This window comes from Streptomyces sp. NPDC101194, assembly GCF_044767885.1.
Lineage (GTDB): Bacteria > Actinomycetota > Actinomycetes > Streptomycetales > Streptomycetaceae > Streptomyces.
This window is the reverse complement of record NZ_JBIWOS010000010.1, coordinates 189870-215700: the sequence shown is the minus strand read 5'-3', so window position 1 is coordinate 215700 and position 25831 is coordinate 189870. Positions and strand designations below refer to the sequence as shown.

18 protein-coding genes are annotated in these 25831 nt (G+C 69.9%); 13 read left to right on the top strand and 5 right to left on the bottom strand.

Going from position 1 to position 25831, the window contains the following annotated elements; genetic code table 11:
* Positions 1-494: 494 nt before the first annotated feature.
* Complete coding sequence (locus ACIRP2_RS30990; protein WP_404256050.1) at positions 495-977, bottom strand: RICIN domain-containing protein; 483 nt, start codon at positions 975-977, stop codon at positions 495-497.
* 88 nt (positions 978-1065) lie between these two features.
* A complete protein-coding gene (locus ACIRP2_RS30985; protein WP_404256048.1) occupies positions 1066-1902 on the bottom strand; it encodes an aldo/keto reductase in 837 nt (278 codons plus the stop codon).
* Positions 1903-2246: 344 nt separating this feature from the next.
* Between ACIRP2_RS30985 and ACIRP2_RS30980 the strand changes: the two genes are divergently transcribed.
* The 3 genes from ACIRP2_RS30980 to ACIRP2_RS30970 are packed head-to-tail and all read left to right on the top strand — an operon-like array spanning position 2247 to position 7006.
* The gene (locus ACIRP2_RS30980; RefSeq protein ID WP_404256046.1) at positions 2247-3281 is read left to right on the top strand and encodes a chitinase; all 1035 of its coding nucleotides are present in this window, start codon (positions 2247-2249) and stop codon (positions 3279-3281) included.
* 9 nt (positions 3282-3290) lie between these two features.
* Positions 3291-4931 (top strand): glycosyl hydrolase family 8, encoded by a 1641-nt coding sequence (locus tag ACIRP2_RS30975; protein WP_404256044.1) that lies wholly within the window; start codon positions 3291-3293, stop codon positions 4929-4931.
* Positions 4932-4942: 11 nt separating this feature from the next.
* Entirely contained in the window at positions 4943-7006 is a 2064-nt protein-coding gene (locus ACIRP2_RS30970) for a PQQ-dependent sugar dehydrogenase (RefSeq protein WP_404256042.1), read from the top strand.
* A gap of 32 nt (positions 7007-7038) precedes the next feature.
* On the opposite strand, the gene ACIRP2_RS30965 is transcribed toward ACIRP2_RS30970, so the two are convergent.
* Positions 7039-8838 (bottom strand): AMP-dependent synthetase/ligase, encoded by a 1800-nt coding sequence (locus ACIRP2_RS30965; protein WP_404256264.1) that lies wholly within the window; start codon positions 8836-8838, stop codon positions 7039-7041.
* A 349-nt stretch (positions 8839-9187) separates the two neighbouring features.
* Entirely contained in the window at positions 9188-10090 is a 903-nt protein-coding gene (locus ACIRP2_RS30960; protein ID WP_404256040.1) for a LysR substrate-binding domain-containing protein, read from the bottom strand.
* A 118-nt stretch (positions 10091-10208) separates the two neighbouring features.
* Here ACIRP2_RS30960 and ACIRP2_RS30955 point away from each other — a divergent pair, with 118 nt between their 5' ends.
* Entirely contained in the window at positions 10209-11252 is a 1044-nt protein-coding gene (locus ACIRP2_RS30955) for a bile acid:sodium symporter family protein (protein ID WP_404256038.1), read from the top strand.
* A 96-nt stretch (positions 11253-11348) separates the two neighbouring features.
* Here the strand turns inward: ACIRP2_RS30955 and fdhD are convergent, their stop codons facing one another.
* Positions 11349-12197, bottom strand: a complete 849-nt coding sequence (fdhD, locus tag ACIRP2_RS30950) for a formate dehydrogenase accessory sulfurtransferase FdhD (protein WP_404256262.1) — start codon at positions 12195-12197, stop codon at positions 11349-11351.
* 407 nt (positions 12198-12604) lie between these two features.
* Between fdhD and ACIRP2_RS30945 the strand changes: the two genes are divergently transcribed.
* From ACIRP2_RS30945 to ACIRP2_RS30905, 9 genes are all read left to right on the top strand, one after another.
* Positions 12605-13555 (top strand): beta-ketoacyl-ACP synthase III, encoded by a 951-nt coding sequence (locus tag ACIRP2_RS30945; protein WP_404256036.1) that lies wholly within the window; start codon positions 12605-12607, stop codon positions 13553-13555.
* A gap of 158 nt (positions 13556-13713) precedes the next feature.
* Positions 13714-14145 (top strand): FCD domain-containing protein, encoded by a 432-nt coding sequence (locus tag ACIRP2_RS30940; RefSeq protein ID WP_404256034.1) that lies wholly within the window; start codon positions 13714-13716, stop codon positions 14143-14145.
* 103 nt (positions 14146-14248) lie between these two features.
* Positions 14249-15430: an ROK family protein gene (locus tag ACIRP2_RS30935; RefSeq protein WP_404256032.1), complete on the top strand. Its 1182-nt coding sequence runs from the start codon at positions 14249-14251 to the stop codon at positions 15428-15430.
* A gap of 254 nt (positions 15431-15684) precedes the next feature.
* A complete protein-coding gene (locus tag ACIRP2_RS30930; RefSeq protein ID WP_404256030.1) occupies positions 15685-17211 on the top strand; it encodes a sugar ABC transporter ATP-binding protein in 1527 nt (508 codons plus the stop codon).
* A complete protein-coding gene (locus ACIRP2_RS30925; RefSeq protein WP_404256028.1) occupies positions 17208-18257 on the top strand; it encodes an ABC transporter permease in 1050 nt (349 codons plus the stop codon). Before ACIRP2_RS30930 ends, ACIRP2_RS30925 begins: the two co-directional genes overlap by 4 nt.
* A 123-nt stretch (positions 18258-18380) precedes the next feature.
* Entirely contained in the window at positions 18381-19418 is a 1038-nt protein-coding gene (locus tag ACIRP2_RS30920) for a substrate-binding domain-containing protein (protein WP_404256026.1), read from the top strand.
* A gap of 68 nt (positions 19419-19486) precedes the next feature.
* The gene (locus ACIRP2_RS30915; RefSeq protein ID WP_404256024.1) at positions 19487-20725 is read left to right on the top strand and encodes a Gfo/Idh/MocA family protein; all 1239 of its coding nucleotides are present in this window, start codon (positions 19487-19489) and stop codon (positions 20723-20725) included.
* A 12-nt stretch (positions 20726-20737) separates the two neighbouring features.
* The gene (locus tag ACIRP2_RS30910; protein ID WP_404256022.1) at positions 20738-21742 is read left to right on the top strand and encodes a sugar phosphate isomerase/epimerase family protein; all 1005 of its coding nucleotides are present in this window, start codon (positions 20738-20740) and stop codon (positions 21740-21742) included.
* A 349-nt stretch (positions 21743-22091) separates the two neighbouring features.
* Positions 22092-25820 carry a ThuA domain-containing protein gene (locus ACIRP2_RS30905; RefSeq protein ID WP_404256020.1) on the top strand — a complete coding sequence of 1243 codons (3729 nt, stop codon included), beginning with the start codon at positions 22092-22094 and terminating at the stop codon, positions 25818-25820.
* Positions 25821-25831 lie beyond the last annotated feature (11 nt).

The window sequence follows — 25831 nt, the reverse complement described above, 5'->3', positions numbered from 1 at the left end:
GGCCCCCCTGCCCGGGGCTTCATTTCCACCCCGGCCCGGCGTTTGGGGGGGGGGGCTCCCGGGGGGTTTTGTGCAGGGGGGCCCCCGGGTTCCCCCACGCCCAAACCTCACCAACGCTGACAAGCCGTTCACCTGCCAAGCCATATTAGAGCCGGAGGGTGAGGCGTTGCCAGCGGGCCATGACGGCCGCGTCGCGCGCGGCCCGAGGCCTTCGGCTCCCGGCAGGGACCGGCGGCCGGGCCGCGGAACCCGGTGCCGACGTGGTGGACGCCGCCCCGCGTCATGGTCGCCGGGAACCGGCCCTTCCCGCGGGCGGGCCGACCGGCACCCGGAGGCGGACGTGGCGGCCCCGCGATTTGCGAGTTGCCCGGACATGTCCCCACAGCGGACCTTGGTCCGGACGGGTGAAGGGGCGCGGCCGCACGACCCTCGAAGTGCGCGGCCCGCCCGCCTCTGATCCGTGACCCGCCCGGCATGATCCGGAACGAAAGACCCTAACCCTCGGGGGCGTCCGGCACCGGCTCCAACTGCCACCACTGACCTGGGGAGTCGGTGTCCTCCCACTGCTGGACCCGGGCCCCGTCCGTCGTGCTGCCTTCGGCCACTTCGAGGACGAGCCCGCTGATGAAGCTGACCAGCGTCACCACCCCCGGTGCTTCCAGGTGCCGCTCGATCAGCCATTCCTGGGCGCCGTAGTTGTTGGCGCGCCACTGCTGGACCACGGCGCCGTTCTCGGTGGAGGCGTCGGCGACGTCCAGGCGCTTGCCGCTGTGGGCGTTGACCAGGTGGTAGAGCGCCGCGCCCTCGTGGACGGGCGAGAGCTGCCACTGCTGGGCCGCCGAACCGTTCTCCTCGCCCTGCTGTGCCGGGGCGCCGCCGCCCTTGGCGGAGCCGTACACCTCCAGCAGCAGACCGCTGCCCACGTTGCGCAGCCGGTAGCGGCCCGCTGCGACGACCGGTGAGCCGTCCCCGCTCATGCTCCCGTTCCTCCCTGTGTGGCGGACCGCCGCCCGGCTCGCAGGCCGGGCGGCGGTCGGTGTCGCCGTCGATGTGCGGTCGTGCGGCTCAGGCGCCGAGGTTGAACTCGCCCGGGTTCGGGCCGAGGCGCTTGCCCTCGTCCAGCGCGGCGAACGCGGCCAGGTCGTCGGCGTCCAGCTCGAAGCCGAACACATCGAGGTTCTCCACGATCCGGGACGGCGTCACGGACTTCGGAATCACCACGTTGCCGGTCTGGATGTGCCAGCGGAGCACCGCCTGGGCCGGTGTGCGGCCGTGCTTCCGGGCGATCGCGACGACCGTCGGGACCTCCAGGAGTCCCTTGCCCTGACCCAGCGGCGACCAGGCCTCGGTCGCGATGCCGTGCTTGGCGTGCAAGGCTCGCGATTCGGCCTGCTGGAGCTGCGGGTGGAGCTCGATCTGGTTGATCACCGGGACCACGGAGGTCTCGCCGAGCAGGCGCTCCAGATGCTCGGGGAGGAAGTTCGAGACGCCGATGGCCTTCGCCCGGCCTTCGGAGTAGATCTTCTCGAACGCCTTGTACGTGTCGATGTAGGCGTCCTTGGCCGGGACCGGCCAGTGGATCAGGTACAGATCGACATAGTCCAGCCCCAGCCTGTCGAGCGAGGCGTCGAAGGCGCGCAGGGTGGAGTCGTAGCCCTGCTCGGAATTCCACAGCTTCGTCGTGACGAAGAGCTCTTCGCGGGCGACGCCGGAGGCCGCCACGGCCCGGCCGGTGCCCTTCTCGTTCTCGTAGATCGCGGCGGTGTCGATGCTCCGGTACCCGGACTCGATGGCTGTCGCGACCGTCCTCGCGGCCTCGTCGTCCGGGACCTGCCAGACACCGTAACCGAGCTGCGGCATTTCGACGCCGTTGTTGAGGGTGATGGAGGGGACCTTGCTCACGAGCGGTCGATCCTTACGTCGTCGGTTGGCATTCTCAAGGTCAACGATCACGGACGGCCAGGCATTCCCCACCGGCCCGGTGTCCGTGGCCGCCCCCTGTCCGGCCCGCGGTGGTCCCGGTCCGTCGACCTCGCCGTGTCCGGGCCTCGCTCGGTGCGGCCCGGCCTCGTCCCGGACGTGACGTGAGCTCGCCGATGCGCGCCCGAGCTGTCCGAAATCCTGCGAACTCACGTACGGGCCTTGATATTTGGGCCCACGCGAGGCATTGACAGATCGTTCTCCGGGGAATCCCATGCAGTGATGGTTAGGAACCTTTCCTAACGTCGATTCGGAAGGGAGTACCTGTGCACGTTGACCGACCCCCACGCCGTACCGTCGCCGTCCTCACGGGCCTCAGCTGTCTGTTTCTGCCTCTGCTCGCCCACAGCCCGAAGGCCACCGCCGCCACGGTGGACCGGGCTCCGGGTGCCGGCTCCCCGGCGGCCGCCGGACCCGGTGCGATGGCCGCAGCCCCCTACGAGTATCTGGGCTGGGGAAACCCGCAGAAGCCGGCCGACGTGATGGCGGCGACGGGCGTGAAGTGGTTCACGCTCGCCTTCGTCCTCTCGGACGGCACCTGCAACCCGAAGTGGGACGGTGACAGGGCACTGACCGGGGGCCCGGACCGGGCCGCCATCGACTCGATCCGGGCGGCCGGTGGCGACATCGTCGTGTCGGCGGGCGGCTGGAGCGGCAACAAGCTGGGCGAGAAGTGCTCCAGCGCCTCGGCACTGGCCGGGGCCTACCAGAAGGTGATCGACGCCTACCGCCTCAAGGCGCTGGACATCGACATCGAGGACAGCGAGTTCTCCAAGGCGGCCGTGCGGCAGCGGGTGGTCGACGCCCTGAAGATCGTCAAGACCAGGAACCCGGGCATTGTGACGTACGTGACCATGGGGACCGATCCGACCGGGCCCGATGCCAACGGCAGGGATCTCATCAAGCGCGGTGCCGCGGCAGGGCTGGACAACGACGGCTGGGTCGTCATGCCGTTCGACTTCGGCGGGCACACCGGCACCATGGGCGCGGCCACGCTGAGCGCACTCGACGGGTTGAAGGCCGCCGTGAAGAGCGCCTACGGGTACAGCGACGACGCGGCCTACCGGCACATCGGGGTCTCCTCGATGAACGGAAGGACCGACGAGTCGGACGAGATCGTCACCACCACCGACTTCAGGACGATCCTCGGCTACGCGCAGCAGCACCACATCGCGCGCTATGCCTTCTGGTCCGTCAACCGCGACCGTGCCTGCGGCTTTGGCGGCGACGCGGACACCTGCAGCGGGGTGTCCCAGTCCCCGTACGACTTCACCAGGATCGTCGTCCAGTACAAGGGCTGAGGAGGTCCCGTGCGCACCACTTCGAGCACCCTGACCATCGGCGGCACGGCACTCGCCGCTGCCGGGCTGCTGCTGCCCCTGCTCGCCGCGCCGCCCGCGGCCGCGGCGGCCACCCGTTACGAGGCGGAGGGCGGGACGCTCTCCCGGGCGGTCGTGGCCACGAACCACAGCGGCTACTCCGGCACGGGCTTCGTCGACTACACCAACGTCGCGGGATCATCCGTGCAGTTCACGGTGAACGCCGCCGCGGGGAGCGCCTCGCTCGCCCTCCGCTATGCCAACGGCACCGCCACCGACCGACCGATGGACATCAGTGTCAACGGTACGGTCGTCGCCCCCGGGGTCTCGTTCGGCGGGACGGGATCCTGGGACACCTGGGCGACGAAGACCGTCCCCGCGCAGCCGGCCGCCGGAACCAACACGGTCCGGGCCACCGCGACCACGGCGAACGGCGGCCCCAACCTCGACCGCCTGGACCTCTCGGTCCCCGCCGCCGGTGGTCCCGCGGTTCCCTTCGGCAGCCATCAATTCCCTTACGCGGCAGGGACGCTGAAGCCTTCGGGATCGCAGTCGACGCTCGACCAGGCCGTGATCAAGACGTACAACGCCTGGAAGTCCGCGTTCGTCAGGAAGAACTGCGGAAACGGCTGGTACGAGGTCGTCTCGCCGGACGCGGACCACCCCTACGTCGCCGAGGCCCAGGGCTACGGCATGGTCGTGACCGCGACGATGGCAGGGGCGGACCCGGAGGCGAAGACCGTCTTCGACGGCATGGTGAAGTACATGCTCGCTCATCCCTCGGTCAACAACGCCAACCTCCTCGCCGCCGAACAGGACGCCTCCTGCAAGAGCGTCGACGGCTCGGACTCGGCGACCGACGGGGACCTCGACGTCGCCTACGGCCTGCTTCTCGCGGACAAGCAGTGGGGCTCCACGGGCACGTACAACTACAAGGATCTCGCGATCAAGCACATCAACGCCATCAAGAAGAGCGAGGTCAACCCGACCACCCACCTCATGCTGCTCGGCGACTGGTCGGACTCCGGTGAGTCCCACTACTGGATGACCCGCTCCTCGGACTGGATGATCGACCACTTCCGCGCCTTCAAGAAGGCCACGGGCGACGGTGCCTGGGACGCCGTGCGCACGGCCCATCAGGATCTGATCACCAGTCAGCAGTCCAAGTACGCCGCCGGAACCGGCTTGCTGGCGGACTTCGTCGTCAACACGAACAGCACGCCCAAGCCCGCTGCCGGCGAGGTGCTCGAAGGGCCCAACGACGGCGACTACTCCTGGAACGCCTGCCGCGACCCGTGGCGCATCGGCACCGACGCCGTCACCAGCGGGGACGGCGCCTCGCTCGCCTCGGCGCGCAAGCTCAACTCCTGGATCAAGTCGAAGACCGGTGGCGACCCGAAGAAGATCGTCACCGGATACCACCTCAACGGCACTTCCTTCGACAGCGGCGACGACATGGCGTTCACCGCCCCGTTCGTCGTGACCGCGCTGACCGACTCCGGTTCCCAGGCGTGGCTGGACGCTCTCTGGAACAAGCTCGCCACCACCTCGATCGACCCGCAGCTCTACTACGGCGGAAGCGTCCAGCTGCAGTCGATGATCGTCGCATCCGGCAACTACTGGGTTCCCTGACGGAGGTTCAGATGCAGATCCGAACGCTCACCGCATTACGGAGGAGAACGGCCGTGCCGGCCGTGGCGCTGCTCTGCACCGCCCTGGTGCAGGCGGTCCCGCAATCCGCCTCCGCGGCAGCCACCCGGTACGAGGCGGAGTCCGCGACGATCGTGCGGGGAGCCGTGGAGTCCAACCACTCCGGCTACTCCGGGACCGGCTTCGTCAACGGCGACAACGTCGCCGGAAGCCATGTGGAGTTCACCGTCACCGCTGCCTCCGCCGGGGCCGGAAGGATCGCCGTCCGGTACTCCAACGGGACGGCGGCCGGCCGGGCCGCGGATGTCGCAGTCGGCGGTACGGTCGTCTCCGCCGCCCGCTCCTTCGACTCCACCACCGACTGGAACACCTGGGCCACCTCCACCCTGACCGCCCCGGTCAAGGCGGGCAGCAACAAGATCCGGCTGACGTCCACGACGGCCGACGGGCTGCCCAACCTCGACTACGTCGACTTCACCGTCGCCCCGTCGGACACCGAGGCCCCCACCGCGCCGGGGCGGACCAGCTGCTCGGCGATCACCGAGGACGGCCTCACGCTGAACTGGGGCGCCGCGACGGACAACGTGGGCGTCACCGCGTACGACATCTACGAACACGGCAACAAGCTCGGCGAGGCGGCCGGGAACGCCACGTCGAAGAACCTGACCGGGCTCGCGGCCGGGACCACGTACGACATGACCGTGTTCGCGCGTGACGCGGCCGGCAACGTCTCCCCGCCCGGCCCGGTCGTGGACTGCACCACCCTGCCCGGCTCCGACACCACCGCGCCCTCGGCACCGGGCACCCTGTCCACCTCGGGCCTCACCGCCAACAGCGTCGTCCTGAAGTGGGGCGCCTCGACGGACGACCGGGCCGTCACCGCTTATGAGGTCCGCAGCGCAAGCACCGTCTACAAGACCGTGTCCGGCACCCCGCCCGCCACCACGACCACCCTCACCGGGCTCGCCTGCGCCAGCCCCTACGCCCTGGACGTCGTCGCCAAGGACGCGGCGGGCAACGCCTCGCCGCCCGGCAACACCGTCACCTTCACCACCCCGGCCTGCGCCACCGACGGCGGCGTACCGTCCGGCATCGCCACCGTCTCCAGCGGCTGGTCCATCCCCTGGGGCACCTACTGGATGCCCGACAAGAAGACCGCGCTGGTGACCGAGCGGGACAGCTTCAAGGTCTTCAAGGCCACCCCCGGCGGCACCAGGACCCAGGTCGGCACCGTGCCCGACGCCGTCACGACCGACGGTGAAGGCGGACTGCTCGGCGTCGCCGTCGACCCCCAGTGGTCCACGAACCACCACGTGTACTTCATGCACACCGCGTCCGAGGGCAACCGGGTCGCCCGCATGACGTACGACGGCACCTCGCTCGACGGATACACGGTCCTGCTTCGGGGGATCAAGAAGAGCAGGTACCACAACGGCGGACGGCTCGCCTTCGGCCCGGACGGATATCTGTACGCGTCGACCGGCGAGGCGCAGACGCCCGACCTGGCCCAGGACAAGAACTCGCTGAACGGCAAGATCCTCCGGATGACCACGGACGGCAAGCCCGCTCCCGGCAACCCGTTCGGCAACTACGTCTACAGCTACGGCCACCGCAACCCGCAGGGCCTCGCGTTCGACCGCAACGGCCGTCTGTGGGAGGCGGAGTTCGGCGACAGCAAGAAGGACGAGCTCAACCTCATCAAGCCGGGGAACAACTACGGCTGGCCCATCTGCGAGGGCACATGCTCCACCGCCGGAATGACCGACCCGAAGAAGACCTGGAGCGTCTTTGAGGCCTCGCCCAGCGGAATCGCCATCGTCCGCAACGTCATCTACATGGCCTCGCTGAGGGGCGAGAGGCTGTGGCGGGTGCCGATCACCGGTGACACCGAGAACCTCGGCACACCGAGCGCCTACTACGTCGGTACCTACGGCCGGCTGCGCACGGTCACCCAGGTGCCCGGCCAGGACCAGCTCTGGCTCTCCACCACCAACTGCGACAACAAGGGGAACCGACCGGACGGCTCGGACGAGCTGTTCCGCATCTCGATCACGTAGTCCGCACGGTACCGCTGGGGCACGGCCGTGCCTCAGCGGTACAGCGCGTCGACCTCCACCGCGTACGCCGTCTCGATCGCCTTGCGCTTCAGTTTCAGCGACGGGGTGAGCAGGCCGTGCTCCTCGCTGAACGGATGCGCCAGGATCCGGAACGTACGGATCGACTCGGCCTGCGAGACGGCCGTGTTGGCGGCCACCACCGCCCGCCGTACCTCCATCTCCAGGTCCGGATCCCGCACCAGCTCCTCCGCCCGCATCGGCGTCCGTCCCTGCATCGCGAGCCAGTGGTCCACCGCCTCCTGGTCCACTGTGACCAGTGCCGCGATGTACGGCCGGTCGTTGCCGACGACGATGCACTGGGCGACCAGCGGATGCGCCCGCACCCGCTCCTCCAGACCGGCCGGTGACACGCTCTTGCCGCCCGACGTCACCAGGATCTCCTTCTTCCGGCCGGTGATCGTCAGATAACCCTCCTCGTCGAGCGCCCCCAGGTCCCCGGTGGCCAGCCAGCCGTCGCGGAGCACCGCGTCGGTGGCCTCCGGCGCTCCGAGATAGCCCGCGAACACATTGCCGCCGTGCACCCACACCTCGCCGTCCTCGGCGATGTGCACCGTGGTGCCGGGGATCGGCTGCCCGACCGTGCCGTACCGCGTACGTTCCGGCGGATTGGCGGTGGCCGCCGCGGTCGACTCGGTCAGCCCGTACCCCTCGTACACCGTGACGCCCGCGCCGTCGAAGAACAGCCCGAGCCGCCGCTCCATCCCCGAACCGCCGGACATGGCGTGCCGGATCCGGCCGCCCATCGCCTCGCGCACCCTCTTGTACACGACCTTGTCGAAGAACTGGTGCTGCACCCGCAGCCCGGCGGACGGCCCGGGACCGGTCCCGAACGCCCGCTCCTCCATCGCCTCCGCATACTTCACGGCGATGTCCACGGCCTTGTCGAACGGTCCGACCCGCCCCTCGGTCTCCGCCTTGCGCCGGGCCGCGTTGAAGACCTTCTCGAAGATGTACGGCACCGCCAGGATGAACGTCGGCCGGAACGACACCAGGTCCGGCATCAGGGCCTTCGCCGACAGCTCCGGCTGATGGCCCAGCTTCACGCGGCCGCGCACGGCGGCGACCTCGACCATGCGGCCGAAGACATGCGCCAGGGGCAGGAAGAGCAGCGTGGCGGCCTCGTCACCCGGCTTGGAGCGGAAGACCGACTTCCAGCGGGAGGCCATGGTGTCCGTCTCGAACATGAAATTGGCGTGCGTGATCACACAGCCCTTGGGGCGTCCGGTCGTCCCCGAGGTGTAGATGATGGTCGCCACCGACTCGGGCGTCACCGCGCGCCGGTGCCGGTGCACCACCTCGTCCTCGACCTGGGCACCCGCGCCGACGAGCTCGGTCATCGCGTCCGCGTCGAGCTGCCAGAGCCGCTGGAGCCGGGGCAGCCGGTCGATCACCGAAGCGATCGTCATGGCGTGGTCCTCGTGCTCGACCATGACGGCGGACACATCGGCGTCGTGCAGCATCCAGAAGACCTGCTCGGCCGAGGAGGTCGGGTAGACCGGTACGGACTGGGCACCGATCGCCCACAGGGCGAAGTCGAAGAGCGTCCACTCGTAGCGCGTGCGCGACATCAGGGCCACCCGGTCGCCGAACCTGACGCCGTGTGCGATCAGGCCCTTGGCGAGCGCCAGCACCTCGTCGCGGAACGTCGCCGCAGCGACATCCCGCCAGTGACCGTTCTCGTCCTTGCGGCCGAGCGCGACCCGGTGCGGATCCTCCTCGGCGTAGTCGAACACCACATCGGCCAACCCGCCCACGAGGGGCGCGGCCGCCATGGGTGGGACAGTGAACTCGCGCAATGACCTGCTCCTTGTGGCGCTCCGCACAGCGCCGTGACGCTACCCCACCGGGCGGCGCGGCGGGAGGGGCCCGAACCGGCGGACAACGTGGCATATGCACAGGTCAGCCACCGAAATCCGGCCAGATGGGCAAGGCTCGGGCGTGGCTGAGACCACGGAGTAAGCGGCCGACGGCGGAATCTCCACCGAATCTGTACGTCTCGGTCACTCCCGTTCCGGGTGGATACGGGGGTATTGGTCCGCGGTCGGGCCGACGCCGGCCGGCCCGTACCGGGCCGGCCTCGCGACCGCGGCCGCCGTCCGCTCTCCCCTTGACGGCATACGGTCACGCACCGACCCGGCCGCCGAGCGAACCGATCGTGCCGGTATCTCGGATCAGCCGGTCGCCGCCCGCCAGGATCGCCGCCGCCAGGGCGTCCGCGGCTTCCTGGGCGCCGCCCCGGCGGCGGCCGTGCACCAGGACGAAGTCCACGTCGCCGAGGTCCGGCAGCCCCGCTCCGGCAGGCACCGGCGACAGGCCCGGCGGGATCAGCCCCCGGCTGTGAGCCATCACGCCGAGCCCCGCACGGGCCGCCGCGATCAGCCCACTGAGGCTGGTGCTCGTGCAGGCGATCCGCCAGGGCCGGCCGTGCTCCTCCAGCACCTCCAGGGCGCGGGCCCGGGTGATGCCCGGCGGCGGGAAGAGCACCAGCGGAACCGGACGGTCCGGATCGATCCGCAGCCGGGGCGCGCCGATCCAGGTCAGCGCGTCGTGGCGGACCAGTTCTCCGTGCGTGTCGCCGGTGCGCCGCTTGGCGAGGACGAGATCCAGCCGGCCTGCGGCAAGCCGCTGGTGCAGCGTCCCGGACAGTTCCACCGAGAGCTCCAGTTCGACGTCCGGATGGTCGCGGCGGAACGCCTCCAGGATCTCCGGCAGCCGGGTCAGTACGAAGTCCTCGGAGGCCCCGAACCGCAGCCGCCCCCGCAGCCGGGTGCCGGTGAAGAAGGCCGCGGCCCGCTCATGGGCCTCGAGTATCGTCCGGGCGAAACCGAGCATCGCCTCACCGTCCGGCGTGAGATCGACCCGGTGCGTGTCCCGGGTGAACAGCCGGCGCCCCGCCGCGTCCTCCAGTCGCCGCACGTGCTGGCTCACCGTGGACTGCCGTACCCCGAGCCGGTGGGCGGCCCGGGTGAAACTCAGCGTCTGGGCCACGGCGAGAAAGGTGCGCAGTTGCGCGGGGTCGTACATGTCCCCAGGCTATCGCGAACCGTGATGACAGTGAGAGCGGTGTGCGGGATTCCCGATCGCCTTGATCGAGAGCAGGATGGGGAGGGCACGACCGGAACCGACAGAACATGTGGAGCACATGAGCCGCCGCACCTTGAAGCCGCCGACCTGGCTGCCGATCGATCCGTACATCCTGGCGCTGATCGGCACGGTCGTACTCGCCGCGGCTCTGCCCGCGTCGGGGACCGCCGCGGATGTGGCGGGCGGCGCCTCGACCGGAGCGGTCGCCCTTCTCTTCTTCCTGTACGGCGCTCGCCTCTCCACCGCCGAGGCGCTCGACGGCCTCAGGCATTGGCGGCTCCATCTCACCGTCCTGGTCTGCACCTTCGTGGCATTTCCGCTCCTCGGCCTGGCGGGCAGGGGGCTGGTGCCGTACGTCCTGACGCCGCAGCTCCACAGCGGCTTTCTCTTTCTCTGCCTCGTCCCCTCGACCATCCAGTCCTCGATCGCCTTCACCTCGATCGCCCGCGGCAATGTGCCGGCGGCGATCTGCGCGGGCTCCTTCTCCTCGATCGCCGGGATCCTCCTCACCCCGCTGCTCGCGGCCGCGCTGCTCGGCAACAGCGGCGGCGGATTCTCGGTGGACGCGTTGCTGAGGATCGGGGTGCAACTGCTGCTGCCGTTCGTCGCGGGGCAGGTGCTGCGCCGCTGGATCGGTGGCTTCGTCACCCGTCACAAGAAGGTCCTCGGCCTTGTCGACCGGGGCTCGATCCTGCTCGTCGTCTACACGGCGTTCAGCGAGGGCATGGTCGCGGGCATCTGGCACCAGGTCACCCCGGCCCGGCTCGGGGCGCTGCTCGCTGCCGAGACGGTGCTGCTCGCGCTGATGCTCATCCTGACCTGGTACGGGGCGAAGCAGCTCGGCTTCGACCGGGAGGACCGGATCGCCATCCAGTTCGCCGGTTCGAAGAAGAGCCTGGCCTCCGGGCTCCCGATGGCGAGCGTCCTGTTCGGGGCGCAGGCGTCCCTCGCCGTGCTGCCGCTGATGCTCTTCCATCAGATGCAGCTCATGGTGTGCGCGGTGATCGCCAGGCGTCGCTCGCGCGATCCGTTGGAGGAGAACCCCGAGAGGGCGGCGAGGACGAGCGGCGCGGCGACCGGGGAGTCCTTGGCGGTGGGCTGAGACCGCCCCTGCGGTGCGTCCCGTCGCGTCGGCGGACGTACACGCCATGGGCCGGGACCGGGCCGGCACCGGACCCGTGCGGACGGGCGGGGAGCCTCAGCCCCGGTCGGCCGTCGCCCCCAGGGCGATGCGTTCCTCGCCCGCGTACACGTTCATGGAAGGACCCCGCAGAAAACCGACCAGGGTCAGTCCGGTCTCGGCCGCCAGGTCGACGGCGAGGGACGACGGTGCCGAGACCGACGCGAGCACGGGGATCCCCGCCATCACCGCCTTCTGGGCCAGCTCGAACGAGGCCCGTCCCGACACCAGCAGAATCATGCGGGACAGCGGCAGCCGGTCGTCCGTCAGGGCGCGCCCCACCAGCTTGTCGACCGCGTTGTGCCGGCCGACGTCCTCCCGCACGTCGAGCAGCTCACCCGTCTCGGAGAACAGCGCCGCCGCGTGCAGACCCCCCGTCCGGTCGAAGACCCGCTGGGCGGCGCGCAGCCGGTCGGGGAGGACGGCGAGCAGGGCGGGCTCCACCCGGACCGGGGGAGTGTCGGCGATCGGATGCCGGGTCGTGGTGCGCACCGCGTCGAGGCTCGCCTTGCCGCACAGCCCGCAGGACGACGTGGTGTACACATTGCGTTCGAGCGTGATGTCGGGGACCGCGACACCGGGGGCGAGTCTCACATCCACCACGTTGTACGTGTTGACGCCGTCCGCCGTGGCCCCGGCGCAGTAGACGATCTGCTGCACCTCGGATCCGTCGCCGATCACGCCCTCGCTCACCAGGAAGCCCGCCGCCAGTGCGAAGTCGTCGCCCGGCGTCCGCATCGTGATGGCGAGCGGCTTGCCGTTCAGCCGGATCTCCAGGGGCTCCTCGGCCACGAGCGTGTCGGGGCGCGCCGAGACCGCCCCGTCCCGGATGCGGATGATGCGGCGACGCTCGGTGACCCGTCCCATGGCGATGAACCCGATCCTGTACGTGGTGGAAGCCGAACCGGCCCTTGATGCAGAGGTCGCCGCGGGTCGCGCCCGATCGTCGTACGGTGGGACGACCGCGGCGATCTCATTGTCCTGCACGTGGAGTGTGACATTGCGGCCGACGCCGCAGTACGCGCACAGGGCGGCGGTCACGGTCCGGACCACTCGTCCCACGCCCCCCGTCGCCCGCATGCCGAACCCGATCCCGACGGCGGACGGTCCCACGTCGCCAAAATACTGTCGACAGTATGCGTTCTGTCTGCTCAAGGCTGTTGTCAAGCCTCCAATGACCGGCAGTGATTCCTGTGGGATCACGTGCCCCTGTACCCGACGGTAGCGACCAAGACTGGATGGTTCCTGCCATATGTAGCGAGGGGATCCTGTACATGACCGGCTCACGTGTCGTGGCGCTCGGCCACTATCAGCCCGCCCGGGTGCTCACCAACGACGATCTGGCGGCCATGGTCGACACCAGCGACGAGTGGATCACCAGCCGCGTCGGCATCAAGACCCGACATGTCGGAGGTCCTGACGAGCCGGTGGACGAGATGGCCGCGCACGCGGGGGCCAAGGCGCTCGCCTCGGCGGGGCTGCAGCCCGCCGAGGTCGATCTGGTCCTCGTCGCCACCTCCACCGCCATCGACCGTTCGCCGAGCATGTCGGCGCGGGTCGCCGCCCGCCTCGGCATGGGATCCCCCGCGGTGATGGACATCAATGTGGTCTGCTCCGGGTTCACCCACGCCCTCGCCACCGCCGACCACGCGATCCGGGCGGGCGCGGCCGAGCGCGTCCTCGTCATCGGCGCCGACAAGATGGCGGACATCGCCGACTGGACCGATCGCAGTACCTGCGTCCTGCTCGGTGACGGGGCCGGCGCGGCGGTCGTCGTCGCGGACCCGGACGGCGGCGACCTGCCCGGGATCGGCCCCGTTCTGTGGGGTTCGGTGCCGGAGATGGGGAACGCGGTACGGATCGAGGGGACGCCCCCGCGATTCGCGCAGGAGGGGCAGTCCGTGTACCGCTGGGCCACCACGCAGTTGCCGCCCATCGCCCGCAAGGTGTGCGAGAAGGCCGGCGTCGCCCCCGAGGATCTGGCCGCGGTGGTACTGCACCAGGCGAACCTGAGGATCATCGAACCGGTCGCCAGGAAGATCGGCGCGGTCAACGCGGTCATCGCCCGGGATGTCGTGGACTCCGGCAATACGTCCGCGGCCTCGATCCCGATGGCCCTGTCCAAGCTGGTCGAGCGCGGTGAGGTGCACAGCGGTGCGCCGGTGCTGCTGTTCGGCTTCGGCGGAAATCTCTCGTACGCGGGTCAGGTCGTCCGCTGTCCCTGAGGGGGCCGCGATCGTGCCCACAGGACTGCCGCACGGGGCCGTGTCGAAGCCGCAGCGGCCCGGCCCGGCCCGCTGCGCGAGCGCGTGTACGAGGCGCTGCTCGAACCGATGACGGCGCGCGCCCTCCGTCCCGGCCGGCAGCCGTCGCCGACGACGACGTGGACCTCGCGGTCGCCATCGATGCGGCCTTCCCTTGCGAGTTCGTCGAGCCGGCGGGCAACGTGGTCCGCTCCGGACCGGCCGGACAGATGGACCGCCGGGGCCGCCGGTACCGCGCGCCGGTGGCCCGGCGACGCGGTGCCCGGTCCCGGATCGAGCACCGCTCGCTCATCGCGGCGATCTCCTCGCGCGACGAGCGGCGGGCCATGGAGATCACGAGGGCGCACACGGAACGCACCCGCAGGATGTACCGCGAGCGCGAAGAGGGCCGACAACCAGCCCGGACGGGTCGCACGGGAAGGTCGGGGCTTCGGGCCGTGTGTCCGCGCCCCGGCCGTGCGGTCCCCGCCGCGTCCGCGAACGTGTCGGAGTCGACGAGCGCCCCGGTGTGCGCCCGAGGGTCTTTGTCCTCGCTGTGGAGAAAGTTGTGATGGATTCCTGCGCAACTTCTTCCCACACCCGGCAACCGCTGCTACGTTCCCCTCGAAAGCCCGACGGACAGGCCGATGTGGCGGGGAGGGGCGCGTGAGACGGATGACGGCACGACCCGCGAATGCGCATCAGGCGCGACTGCTCCGGCTGTTGCGCGACGGCGGGCCCAACTCACGGGCACAGCTGGGGGATCAGGTGGATCTCTCCCGCTCCAAGCTCGCCGTCGAGGTCGACCGGCTGCTGGAGACCGGACTTGTCGTGGCCGACGGACTCGCCGCATCCCGCGGCGGGCGTCGCTCGCACAACATCCGGCTCGCTCCGCAACTGCGCTTCCTCGGCGTCGACATCGGAGCCACATCCATCGATGTGGCAGTCACCAACGCCGAGTTGGAGGTCCTGGGTCACCTCAACCACCCCATGGACGTACGCGAAGGCCCCGTCGCCGTCTTCGAGCAGATGCTGGCCATGGCCGCCAAGCTCCGGGCCTCCGGGCTCGCCGAGGGCTTCGACGGCGCGGGCATCGGCGTGCCGGGCCCGGTCCGCTTCCCCGAAGGGGTTCCGGTCGCGCCGCCGATCATGCCCGGCTGGGACGGCTTCCCGGTCCGCGAGGCGCTCAGCCAGGAACTGGGCTGCCCCGTCATGGTCGACAACGACGTGAACCTGATGGCGATGGGGGAGCAGCACGCGGGCGTCGCCCGTTCCGTGGGCGACTTCCTCTGCGTCAAGATCGGCACGGGCATCGGCTGCGGCATCGTCGTGAGCGGCGAGGTCCACCGCGGTACGACGGGCAGCGCCGGGGACATCGGCCACATCCAGGTCGAACCCGAAGGACGCGCCTGCGCCTGCGGCAACCGGGGCTGCCTGGAGGCCCATTTCAGCGGCGCCGCGCTCGCCCGCGACGCCGAGGACGCGGCGCGTGCCGGGCAGTCGGCGGAACTCGCGGGCCGGCTGGAGGCATCCGGGAAGCTCACCGCCGCCGATGTGGCAGCCGCCGCGGCGGCCGGTGACGCCACCTCGCTCGACCTGATCCGCGAGGGCGGCAACCGGGTCGGTCAGGTCATCGCGGGACTCGTCAGCTTCTTCAATCCCGGCCTGGTGGTGATCGGCGGCGGTGTCACCGGCCTCGGGCACACGCTCCTCGCCAGCGTCCGGACCCAGGTCTACCGGCAGTCGTTGCCGCTGGCCACCGGCAATCTTCCCATCGTGCTGGGCGAGTTGGGGCCGGCCGCCGGAGTGATCGGCGCCGCCCGGCTCATCAGCGACCACCTGTTCTCACCGGCCTGACTCCGGGGGCCGGCAGCACCTGGGCAGCCCTCCGGCACACCGGACAAGCACGCACCCGCACACCGGAAAAGCGCACACCAGCGCACGCATCCGCACACCAGCGCACCCGGGCACGCATCCGCACAGCGACGACACCGGCACATCGACAACACCCGCACCACCGCACCTGGTACCGCCCTGCCCACTCACCGGCCTTCCCCGAGCTCTCGGCTGCACTTGAGCAGGGGAGAACCCACTCGCCGAGGGGATTCGCCATGGCACCAGAACCACCCCTGCTCACCATGTCCGGCATCACCAAGTCGTTCCCCGGAGTGCGCGCCCTCGACGGCGTGGACCTGGAGGTCCAGGCCGGCGAAGTCCACTGTCTCCTCGGGCAGAACGGCGCCGGCAAGTCCACTCTCATCAAGGTGCTCGCCGGGGCCCACCAGCCCGACGGCGGCGAGATCACCTGGCACGGCGCGCCGGCCGTGCTCAAGTCGCCCATGGCCGCGATGCGCCTGGGCATTGCCACCATCTACCAGGAACTCGACCTGGTCGAGGGCCTGTCGGTCGCCGAGAACGTCTTCCTCGGCCATGAACCCACCACCGCCCGTTTCGTCGTCCGCACCCGGGAGGGCCGCACCGCGGCGGCCGCGCTGCTGAGGCGTCTCGGTCATCCGGAGATCGACCCGGCCAGGGCCGTCGGCGAGCTGTCCGCAGCACAGCAGCAGATCGTCTCCATGGCGCGGGCGCTCTCCCACGACGTCCGGCTCATCGTGATGGACGAGCCGTCCGCCGCACTCGACCCCGACGAGGTCGACAACCTCTTCCGCATCGTCGCCTCCCTCACGGCCGACGGGGTGGCCGTCGTGTACATCTCGCACCGCCTGGAGGAGATCCGCAGGATCGGCGACCGGGTGACCGTGCTCAAGGACGGCCGCGCCGTCGCCGTGGGGCTGCCCGCCAAGTCCACGCCGACGCGCGACATCGTCGCGATGATGACCGGCCGCAATGTCGAGTACGTCTTCCCGCCGCGCACCACGGACGGCGCGGCAGCGGCGGCGACGGAGCCGGTACTGAAGGTCGTGGGGCTGACCAGGAAGGGGGAATTCGACCCGGTGGACCTGGAGCTCCGGCCCGGTGAGATCGTCGGCCTGGCCGGACTCGTGGGATCGGGGCGCTCCGAGATCCTGGAGACCGTCTACGGCGCCCGCAGGCCGAGCGCCGGACGTGTCACCGTGGCCGGCACACCGCTCAGGCCCGGCAGCGTGCGCGCGGCCGTCGCCGCCGGGATCGGACTCGCCCCCGAAGAACGCAAGGCGCAAGCCCTGCTGATGCTCGAATCGGTCACCCGCAACGTCTCCGTCTCCTCGATGTCGCGCTTCTCCCGGGCCGGCTGGATGGACCGCGGGGCCGAGCGCCGGGCGGCGCGCGCCGCCACCCGCGAACTCTCCTTGCGCCCCGACAACCCGGACACCCCCGTCCGCACGCTCTCCGGCGGCAACCAGCAGAAGGCGGTCCTGGCCCGCTGGCTGCTGCGGGGCTGCCGGGTCCTGCTCCTCGACGAACCGACCCGCGGTGTCGATGTCGGCGCCCGCGCCGAGCTCTACGCCGTGATCCGACGGCTGGCCGACGAAGGCCTCGCCGTCCTGCTCGTCTCCAGCGAGGTGCCCGAAGTGCTGGGCCTCGCCGACCGGGTGCTGGTGCTCCGCGAGGGCCGCGTCGTGCATGCGGCGGATGCCCGGGAGCTCGACGAGCACCGCGTACTCGACCTAGTGATGGAAGGGAGTCCGACGTCATGACGCAGCCCGTCTCCTCGACGCAGCAGGGCGGGCCGGACGGGGGAGCCGCCCCCGCCCCGGTCGCCGGACCACGGAGCAAGGACGGACCTTCGCGCGCGTTCGGCCTGCGCGCGGACGTCCGCAACCTCTCGCTCCTGGGCGTCCTCGCCGCACTGATCGTGGTCGGTGGAATCACCGAGCCCGATGCCTTCCTGGACACCGGGAACCTCCAGCTGATCCTCACGCAGTCGTCCGTCATCGGCGTCGTCACCGTGGGCATGACCTTCGTCATCACCAGCGGCGGCATCGACCTGTCGGTGGGGGCGATGGTCGCGCTCGCCTCCGTCTGGGCGACCACGCTCGCCACCCAGGAGTACGGTTTCGCCGGAATCCTGTTCACCGCGGTGATCGTCGGACTCGGTGCCGGGCTGGTGAACGGACTGCTCATCGCGTACGGCCGCATGGTGCCGTTCATCGCGACGCTGGCCATGCTCGCCTCGGCCCGCGGGCTCGCCCTGCAGATCACCGACGGCAAGACCCAGATCGTCACCGTCCAGTCCGTACTGGACCTGGGTCTGCCCGACTCCTACGTCCTCGGTATCCCGCCCCTGGTCATGATGTTCGCCGCGGTGACCGTCATCGGCTGGCTGGTGCTGAACCGCACGACCTTCGGACGGCGTACGGTCGCGGTCGGCGGCAACGCGGAAGCGGCCAGGCTCGCCGGCATCGACGTACGGCGGCAGCGGCTCTACCTCTATCTGCTCTCCGGGCTGTGCTGCGGCATCGCGGCCTTCATGCTGATCGTCCTGTCCGGCTCGGGGCAGAACACCAACGGCAATCTGTACGAACTCGACGCCATCGCCGCCGCGATCATCGGTGGGACGCTGCTCAGCGGCGGGCGCGGCACGATCGTCGGCTCCGTACTCGGCGTCCTCGTCTTCACCACCATCACCAACATCTTCGCGCTCAACAATCTGCAGAGCGATGTGCAGCAGATCGCCAAGGGCGCGATCATCGTCGCCGCCGTCCTGGTCCAGCGCCGCACCTCCGCGCACGGGGAGACCTGAGGCCCGGCGGATCAGGCCCGGACGGGCCGCACCCCGTCCCCGTCGGCTCCGCCACTCCGTCCCACGCACTGCCCCGAACGCCACCTGTGACATGTCACGCATCGGATGAAGGGTTTGACAGCCATGCCAGAAACCAGCCGCAGACGACTGCTCCTCGGCTCCGCGGCCGTCTCCGCGGGCGCCCTGCTCACCGCCTGCACCAGCAACGACCCCAAGACCAAGGACACCGCGCAGAGCAGCGTCCCCGTTGCCGACGACAAGCCCGGCAAGCCCGTCACCATCGGCTTCGCCGGCCCGCAGGCCGACCACGGCTGGCTCAACGCCATCAACGAGAACGCCAAGTCGCGAGCGGCGAAGTACTCCGAGGTGACGCTGGAGACCACCGAGGGCTCCAATGACACCGCCGCCCAGATCGGCCAGGTCAAGACCCTCATCAACAAGAAGGTCGACGTCCTCGTCATCCTTCCCGCCGACGGCAAGGCACTGACCCAGGTCGGCCTGGAGGCCATGCGGGCCGGCATCCCCGTCATCAATCTGGACCGGATCTTCGCCTCCCCGCAGGCCTACCGCTGCTGGGTCGGTGGCGACAACTACGGCATGGGTCTCAACGCCGGTACGTACATCGGTGAACAGCTCAAGGACAAGGCGGACGCCAAGGTCGTCGAGCTGGCCGGCATCGACAACCTGGAGCTCACCAAGCAGCGCAGCCAGGGCTTCGCCGACGCGTTGAAGAACTACCCCAACATCAAGCTGGTGGCACGTCAGGCCGCCGACTTCACCGTCGAGTCGGGCCAGGCCAAGATGGCCCAGCTGCTGCAGGCGCAGAAGAAGTTCGATGCCCTGTGGAACCACGACGACGACCAGGGTGTGGGCGCGCTGCGTGCCATCCAGCAGGCGGGCCGCGACGAGTTCCTGATGGTCGGCGGCGCCGGTGCCAAGTCCGCGATGGACGCCATCAAGGCCGACAACAGCGTGCTGAAGGCCACCGTGCTCTACCCGCCGACGATGGCCGCGTCCGCCATCGACCTGGCCCGCGCCCTCGGACAGGGCAAGGGCCTCGGTGGTCTGGCCGAGCTGGAGATCCCGACCAATCTCACCCTCTACTCGGCCGTGGTCACCAAGGAGAACATCGACCAGTACCTGCCGACGGGCTTCAACTGATCGGCCCCGCGGGAGGGCGCTGACCCTCCTGCCACCCCCATCGAACGACCGACGAGGAGGAAGCCCGGATGGCCCGTAGGGAAGATACGGATCAGGAGGCCGCAGCGCCGCCGACGGACCGGCCGACGACGAGTGTGCCGGTGCTCGGAGTCGGCATGGTCGGATACGCGTTCATGGGCGCCGCCCACTCACAGGGCTGGCGCACCGCGGGACACGTCTTCGAACTGCCCATGAAACCGGCTCTCGCCGCGATCTGCGGACGCGACCGGGCAGCGGTCGACGCGGCAGCGGCCCGCCATGGCTGGGCGGCGGCGGAGACCGACTGGCGGGCCCTGATCGACCGGGAGGACGTACAGCTCGTCGACATCTGCACCCCGGGCGACAGCCATGCCGAGATCGCCATCGCCGCCCTGGAGGCCGGCAAGCACGTGCTGTGCGAGAAGCCGCTCGCCAACACGGTCGCCGAGGCCGAGGCCATGGTCGAGGCCGCGGAACGCGCGGCGGCCCGCGGCCAGGTCGCGATGGTGGGCTTCAACTACCGCAGGGTGCCCGCGATCACCTATGCCAGGAAACTGATCGCCGACGGCCGGATCGGCACCCTGCGACATGTCCGCGCCACCTATCTCCAGGACTGGCTCGTCGATCCCGAATCACCGCTCACCTGGCGGCTGAAGCGGGAACACGCGGGCTCGGGAGCGCTCGGCGACCTGGGGGCGCACATCGTGGACCTCGCCCAGTTCCTGGCGGGGGAGCCGCTGGTCGGGGTGTCCGCGGTCAGCGAGACGTTCGTGCGCGAACGGCCGGTGCTCGCCGGGTCCGTGGCCGGGCTCTCCGGAGCCGCGGACCCGGGCGCGCGGGGCGCGGTGACCGTCGACGACGCGGCGCTGTTCACCGGCCGGCTCGCGTCCGGGGCGCTGGCCTCGTTCGAGGCGACCCGGATGGCGGCCGGACGGAAGAACGCGCTGCGACTGGAGATCAACGGGGAGCGCGGCTCGCTCGCCTTCGATCTGGAACGGCTCAACGAGCTGTCCTTCCACGACCACACCGAGGCCGCCACCACGGCGGGATTCCGGCGCATCCTCGTCACCGAGCCGCAGCACCCCTACCTGGAGGCGTGGTGGCCGCCGGGTCACGCCCTCGGCTACGAGCACACCTTCGTCCACCAGGCCCGTGACCTCGTGCGGACGATCGCCGAGGGGACCGCCCCCGCACCGTCGTTCGCCGACGGCCTGCAGGTGCAACGGGTGCTCGCCGCGGTGGAGGAGAGCGCCGAGAAGAACTCCGTACACACCCCCGTAGTCCTCTAGGAGGTCCCGCGCATGCCCCGTCCCTTCACACTCTTCACCGGTCAGTGGGCCGACCTGCCGCTGGAGGAGGTCTGCCGGCTCGCCCGGGACTTTGGCTACGACGGACTCGAACTCGCCTGCTGGGGCGACCACTTCGAGGTCGACAAGGCGCTGTCCGACCCCGGCTATCTGGACGGGCGGCGGCAGCTGCTCGACAAGTACGGGCTGAAGTGCTGGGCGATCTCCAACCACCTCGTAGGCCAGGCCGTCTGCGACAACCCGATCGACGAACGGCACCAGGGGATCCTGCCCGCGAGGATCTGGGGCGACGGCGACCCCGAAGGGGTACGTCGCCGGGCGGCCGAGGAGATCAAGAACACCGCCCGCGCGGCCGCCGCCTTCGGGGTGCGTACCGTCATCGGATTCACCGGTTCCTCGATCTGGCACCTGGTCGCGATGTTCCCGCCGGTCCCGCCGCACATGATCGAGCGGGGCTACGAGGACTTCGCCGAACGCTGGAACCCGATCCTGGACGTCTTCGACGCGGAGGGCGTGCGGTTCGCCCACGAGGTCCACCCGAGCGAGATCGCGTACGACTACTGGACCACGCACCGCGCCCTGGAGGCCGTCGGCCACCGGGCGGCGTTCGGGCTGAACTTCGACCCGAGCCACTTCGTCTGGCAGGACCTCGACCCGGTCAACTTCCTGTACGACTTCCGGGACCGGATCTACCACGTGGACTGCAAGGAGGCACGCAGGCGCCTGGACGGCCGGAACGGACGTCTCGGTTCCCACCTGCCGTGGGGCGACCCGAGGCGCGGCTGGGACTTCGTCTCCGCCGGACACGGCGACGTGCCCTGGGAGGACGTCTTCCGGATGCTCCGGTCCATCGCGTACGAGGGGCCGGTGTCCGTGGAGTGGGAGGACGCCGGGATGGACCGGCTGGCGGGTGCGCCGGAAGCGCTTGCCACGCTGAAGCGGTACGACTTCGAGCCACCGTCGGCGTCGTTCGACGCGGCGTTCGGGGGAGGGGACTGAGGGGTCCGTCCGGGGGCGCCGCCCCCGGACCCGGCTCCTTCGTCGTCGGAGGAGTCCGAATCCGGCCGAGCGCCGGTTCGGCAGGGGTGGGCCGGGAGCGGGAGCCCGCGGCCGTCCCGCGCTCAGCCCTGCCCTCATCCCACTTTGTCCTGGGGCAGGAAAAAGTTCGACACGACCGTTGCGCAAGGGCTTTCCGTCCCGGACGAACAGGTCTACCGTCCACAACGTGTACATGACATGACCTGGGTCACAGGCGCCCCATCGGCCCCGTATGACCTGCGCGGCAGTCCCCGCGCAGAACGGCACGGCAGCACCCGCCCGTACAACCGGCACTCTCCGGAGGACACTCGTGCACAGAACAAGAGCCAGAAGCAGGAACCGAACGCGGCTCCGCGCCCGCAAATCCCTCGCGCTGCTCACCGGCGGCCTGCTCGCGGCGGCGACCCTCGCCCTGGGCGCCTCGCCCGGAGCGGCTGCGACGGGACCGTCCTCGCCGGCCGCCGCCGACGCGGCGGCGGAGGAATTCCAGCAGGTCACCCTCGCCAAGGGCGCAGCCGAGACCGGCGAGCCCATGACCCTCGCCGTCCTTCCCGACCGCAGTGTGCTGCACACCTCGCGCACCGGCGAGCTGCGTCTCACCGACAGCGGCGGGAACACCCGCGTGGTGGGGTCCGTCCCCGTGTACTCGCACGACGAGGAGGGGCTCCAGGGCGTCGCCATCGACCCCGACTTCAGCAAGAACCGGGCCATCTACCTCTACTACGCGCCCCCGCTGGACACCCCCTCCGGGGACGCCCCCGAGAACGGCACGGCCGCCGACTTCGCCAAGTTCGACGGCGTGAACCGCCTGTCGCGCTTCGTCCTGAAGGACGACGGCACTCTCGACAACGCCAGCGAGAAGAAGATCCTCGACATCCCGACCTCGCGCGGCATGTGCTGCCACGTCGGCGGCGACATCGACTTCGACGCCCAGGGCAATCTGTACCTGTCGACCGGTGACGACACCAACCCGTTCGCCTCCGACGGCTACACCCCGATCGACCAGCGCCCCGACCGCAACCCGGCGTTCGACGCCCGGCGCAGCGCGGGCAACACCAACGACCTGCGCGGCAAGATCCTCCGGATCAAGGTCGCCGACGACGGCTCGTACACCATCCCCGACGGGAACCTCTTCGCACCCGGTACGGACAAGACCCGTCCCGAGATCTATGCGATGGGCTTCCGCAACCCGTTCCGCTTCTCCGTCGACAAGGCCACCGGCATCCTCTACGTCGGCGACTACGGGCCCGACGCGGGCGCGGCCGATCCCAAGCGGGGCCCGTCGGGCCAGGTCGAGTTCGCCCGGGTGACCGAGCCGGGCAACTTCGGCTGGCCGTTCTGCACCGGGAACAACGACGCGTACGTCGACTACGACTTCGCGACGAAGACGTCCGGCGCTTCCTTCGACTGCGCCGCCCCGAAGAACACCTCTCCGCACAACACCGGTCTCGTCGACCTCCCGCCCGCCCAGCCCGCCTGGATTCCCTACGACGGCGGATCCGTACCCGAGTTCGGCACCGGATCCGAGTCGCCCATGGGCGGACCCGTCTACCACTACGACGCCGACCTCGACTCGCCCGTGAAGTTCCCCGAGTCCTACGACGGCCAGTTCTTCGCCGGGGAGTTCGGCCGGCGCTGGATCAAGGCCATCGAGCACGACGCCGACGGCACCGTCCGGTCCATCAACCCCGTCCCGTGGACCGGGACCCAGGTGATGGACATGGCCTTCGGACCCGACGGGGCGCTGTACGTACTCGACTACGGCACCAGCTGGTTCGGCGGCGACGAGAACTCCGCCCTCTACCGCATCGAGAACGCCACCGGCGGGCGCTCTCCCAACGCGGTGGCATCGTCCGACAAGACCTCCGGCACGGCACCGCTCAAGGTGAACTTCTCCTCGGAGGGCACCGTCGACCCCGACGGCGATCCCCTGACGTACGCCTGGAACTTCGGTGACGGCGGCACCTCGACGGCCGCCAACCCCAGCTACACGTACAAGAAGAACGGCACCTACACGGCGACCGTCACCGCCAAGGACCCGACCGGTCGGACCGCCTCGGCGAGTGTCCATGTCACGGTCGGCAACACCGCGCCGAAGGTGGAGCTGAAACTCCCCGGTGACGGGCAGCTGTTCAGCTTCGGCGACGACATCCCGTTCAAGGTGACCGTCACCGATCCCGAGGACGGCACGATCGACTGCTCCAAGGTCGAGGTCCGCTTCGTCCTCGGCCACGACAGCCACGGCCACCCCATCACCACCGTCAACGGCTGCTCCGGCACGATCAAGACCGCCGTCGACGGCGGCCACGACCCGAACGCCAACATCTTCGGGGTCATCGACGCCTCCTACACGGACGGCGGAGGCGGCGGTCAGGCATCCCTGTCCGGCCACGACCAGGCCCAGCTCCAGCCGCGGCACCGCCAGGCCGAGCACTTCAGCGCCTCGTCGGGGATCAAGGTCTACGACAAGGCGACCGCCAACGGCGGCAAGACCGTCGGCGACATCCACAACGGCGACTGGATCTCCTTCAAGCCGTACATCCTCGGCGACTCCAACAAGCTCACCGCCCGCATCGCGTCCGGTGGCAGCGGAGGCTTCCTGGAAGTCCGGGCAGGCTCGGCGACCGGTACGCTCCTGGGCTCGACCCCGGTGCCGGTGACCGGCGGCTGGGAGAACTTCCAGGACGTCGACGTATCGTTGCGAAACGTTCCCAAGAAGGCCACCGAGCTCTTCCTCGTCTTCAAGGGAGGCGACGGGGCGCTGTACGACGTCGACGACTTCGAGCTCACCCACAGCACCACCGGCAAGGCCGCCAAGCGGGTCCTGGTCTTCTCGAAGACCGCCGGCTTCCGCCACGACGCGATCCCCGACGGCATCGCCGCGCTGAAGGAGCTCGGCAAGGGCAGCGACATCACCGTCGACGCGACCGAGGAGGCCCGCCAGTTCACCACCGCGAACCTGGCGCGCTACGACGCGGTCGTCTTCCTCTCGACGACCGGTGACGTGCTCGACGCCGATCAGCAGAAGGCGTTCGAGAACTACGTGGCCAACGGCGGCGGCTACATGGGCGTACACGCGGCGGCGGACACCGAGTACGACTGGCAGTTCTACGGCGGACTCGTCGGCGCGTACTTCTCCTCGCACCCCGCGATCCAGCCCGCCACCGTCCGCGTCGAGGACCACAAGCACCCGGCGACCGCCCACCTCGACGACGAGTGGAACCGCACCGACGAGTGGTACAACTACCGCACCAACCCGCGCGGTCAGGCCAAGGTCCTCGCCACACTCGACGAGACGACCTACACCGGCGGCACCATGAAGGGCGATCACCCGATCACCTGGTGCCAGAGCTACCAGGGCGGCCGCTCCTTCTACACCGGGCTCGGCCACACCAAGGAGTCCTACGCCGAACCGGCCTTCCGCCAACTCCTGCTCGGCGGCATGCGGTACGCGGCCGGCCAGGTGAAGGCCGACTGCAAGCCCGACACGGGCTACCGGTCGATCTTCAACGGCAAGACGCTCGAAGGGTGGAAGCAGGCCGGCCCCGGGAAGTTCGACATCGTCGACGGTGAACTGCGGTCCCAGGGCGGCATGGGCCTGCTCACCTACCAGGCCAAGGAACTCGGGTCCTACTCGCTCAAGCTCGACTGGAAGCTGGAGGGCGACGACAACTCCGGTGTCTTCGTCGGCTTCCCGGAGTCCGACGACCCCTGGTCCGCGGTGAACAACGGCTACGAGGTCCAGATCGACGCCACCGACGCACCCGACCGCACCACCGGCTCGATCTACACCTTCAAGGCGGCGGACATCCAGGCCCGGGACCGGGTCCTGCGACCGCCCGGCCAGTGGAACAGCTACGAGATCAAGGTCCAGGGAGAGCGGCTTCAGGTCTTCCTCAACGGGGTGAGGATCAACGACTTCACCAACACCGATCCGGTGCGGAGCCTGAAGAACGGATACATCGGCCTGCAGAACCACGGTGCCGACGACCACGTGTCCTTCCGCAACATCCAGTTGAAGGAGCTGCCCTCCGCGTAGGGCGGTGCACC

Excerpts from the sequence above, each read along its gene's own strand:
- ACIRP2_RS30990 (WP_404256050.1), bottom strand. The coding sequence starts at position 977 with ATGAGCGGGGACGGCTCACCGGTCGTCGCAGCGGGCCGCTACCGGCTG.
- ACIRP2_RS30970 (WP_404256042.1), top strand. The coding sequence starts at position 4,943 with ATGCAGATCCGAACGCTCACCGCATTACGGAGGAGAACGGCCGTGCCG.
- ACIRP2_RS30965 (WP_404256264.1), bottom strand. The coding sequence starts at position 8,838 with ATGGCGGCCGCGCCCCTCGTGGGCGGGTTGGCCGATGTGGTGTTCGAC.
- ACIRP2_RS30960 (WP_404256040.1), bottom strand. The coding sequence starts at position 10,090 with ATGTACGACCCCGCGCAACTGCGCACCTTTCTCGCCGTGGCCCAGACG.
- ACIRP2_RS30955 (WP_404256038.1), top strand. The coding sequence starts at position 10,209 with ATGAGCCGCCGCACCTTGAAGCCGCCGACCTGGCTGCCGATCGATCCG.
- fdhD (WP_404256262.1), bottom strand. The coding sequence starts at position 12,197 with ATGGGACGGGTCACCGAGCGTCGCCGCATCATCCGCATCCGGGACGGG.
- ACIRP2_RS30945 (WP_404256036.1), top strand. The coding sequence starts at position 12,605 with ATGACCGGCTCACGTGTCGTGGCGCTCGGCCACTATCAGCCCGCCCGG.
- ACIRP2_RS30935 (WP_404256032.1), top strand. The coding sequence starts at position 14,249 with ATGACGGCACGACCCGCGAATGCGCATCAGGCGCGACTGCTCCGGCTG.
- ACIRP2_RS30930 (WP_404256030.1), top strand. The coding sequence starts at position 15,685 with ATGGCACCAGAACCACCCCTGCTCACCATGTCCGGCATCACCAAGTCG.
- ACIRP2_RS30925 (WP_404256028.1), top strand. The coding sequence starts at position 17,208 with ATGACGCAGCCCGTCTCCTCGACGCAGCAGGGCGGGCCGGACGGGGGA.
- ACIRP2_RS30920 (WP_404256026.1), top strand. The coding sequence starts at position 18,381 with ATGCCAGAAACCAGCCGCAGACGACTGCTCCTCGGCTCCGCGGCCGTC.
- ACIRP2_RS30915 (WP_404256024.1), top strand. The coding sequence starts at position 19,487 with ATGGCCCGTAGGGAAGATACGGATCAGGAGGCCGCAGCGCCGCCGACG.
- ACIRP2_RS30910 (WP_404256022.1), top strand. The coding sequence starts at position 20,738 with ATGCCCCGTCCCTTCACACTCTTCACCGGTCAGTGGGCCGACCTGCCG.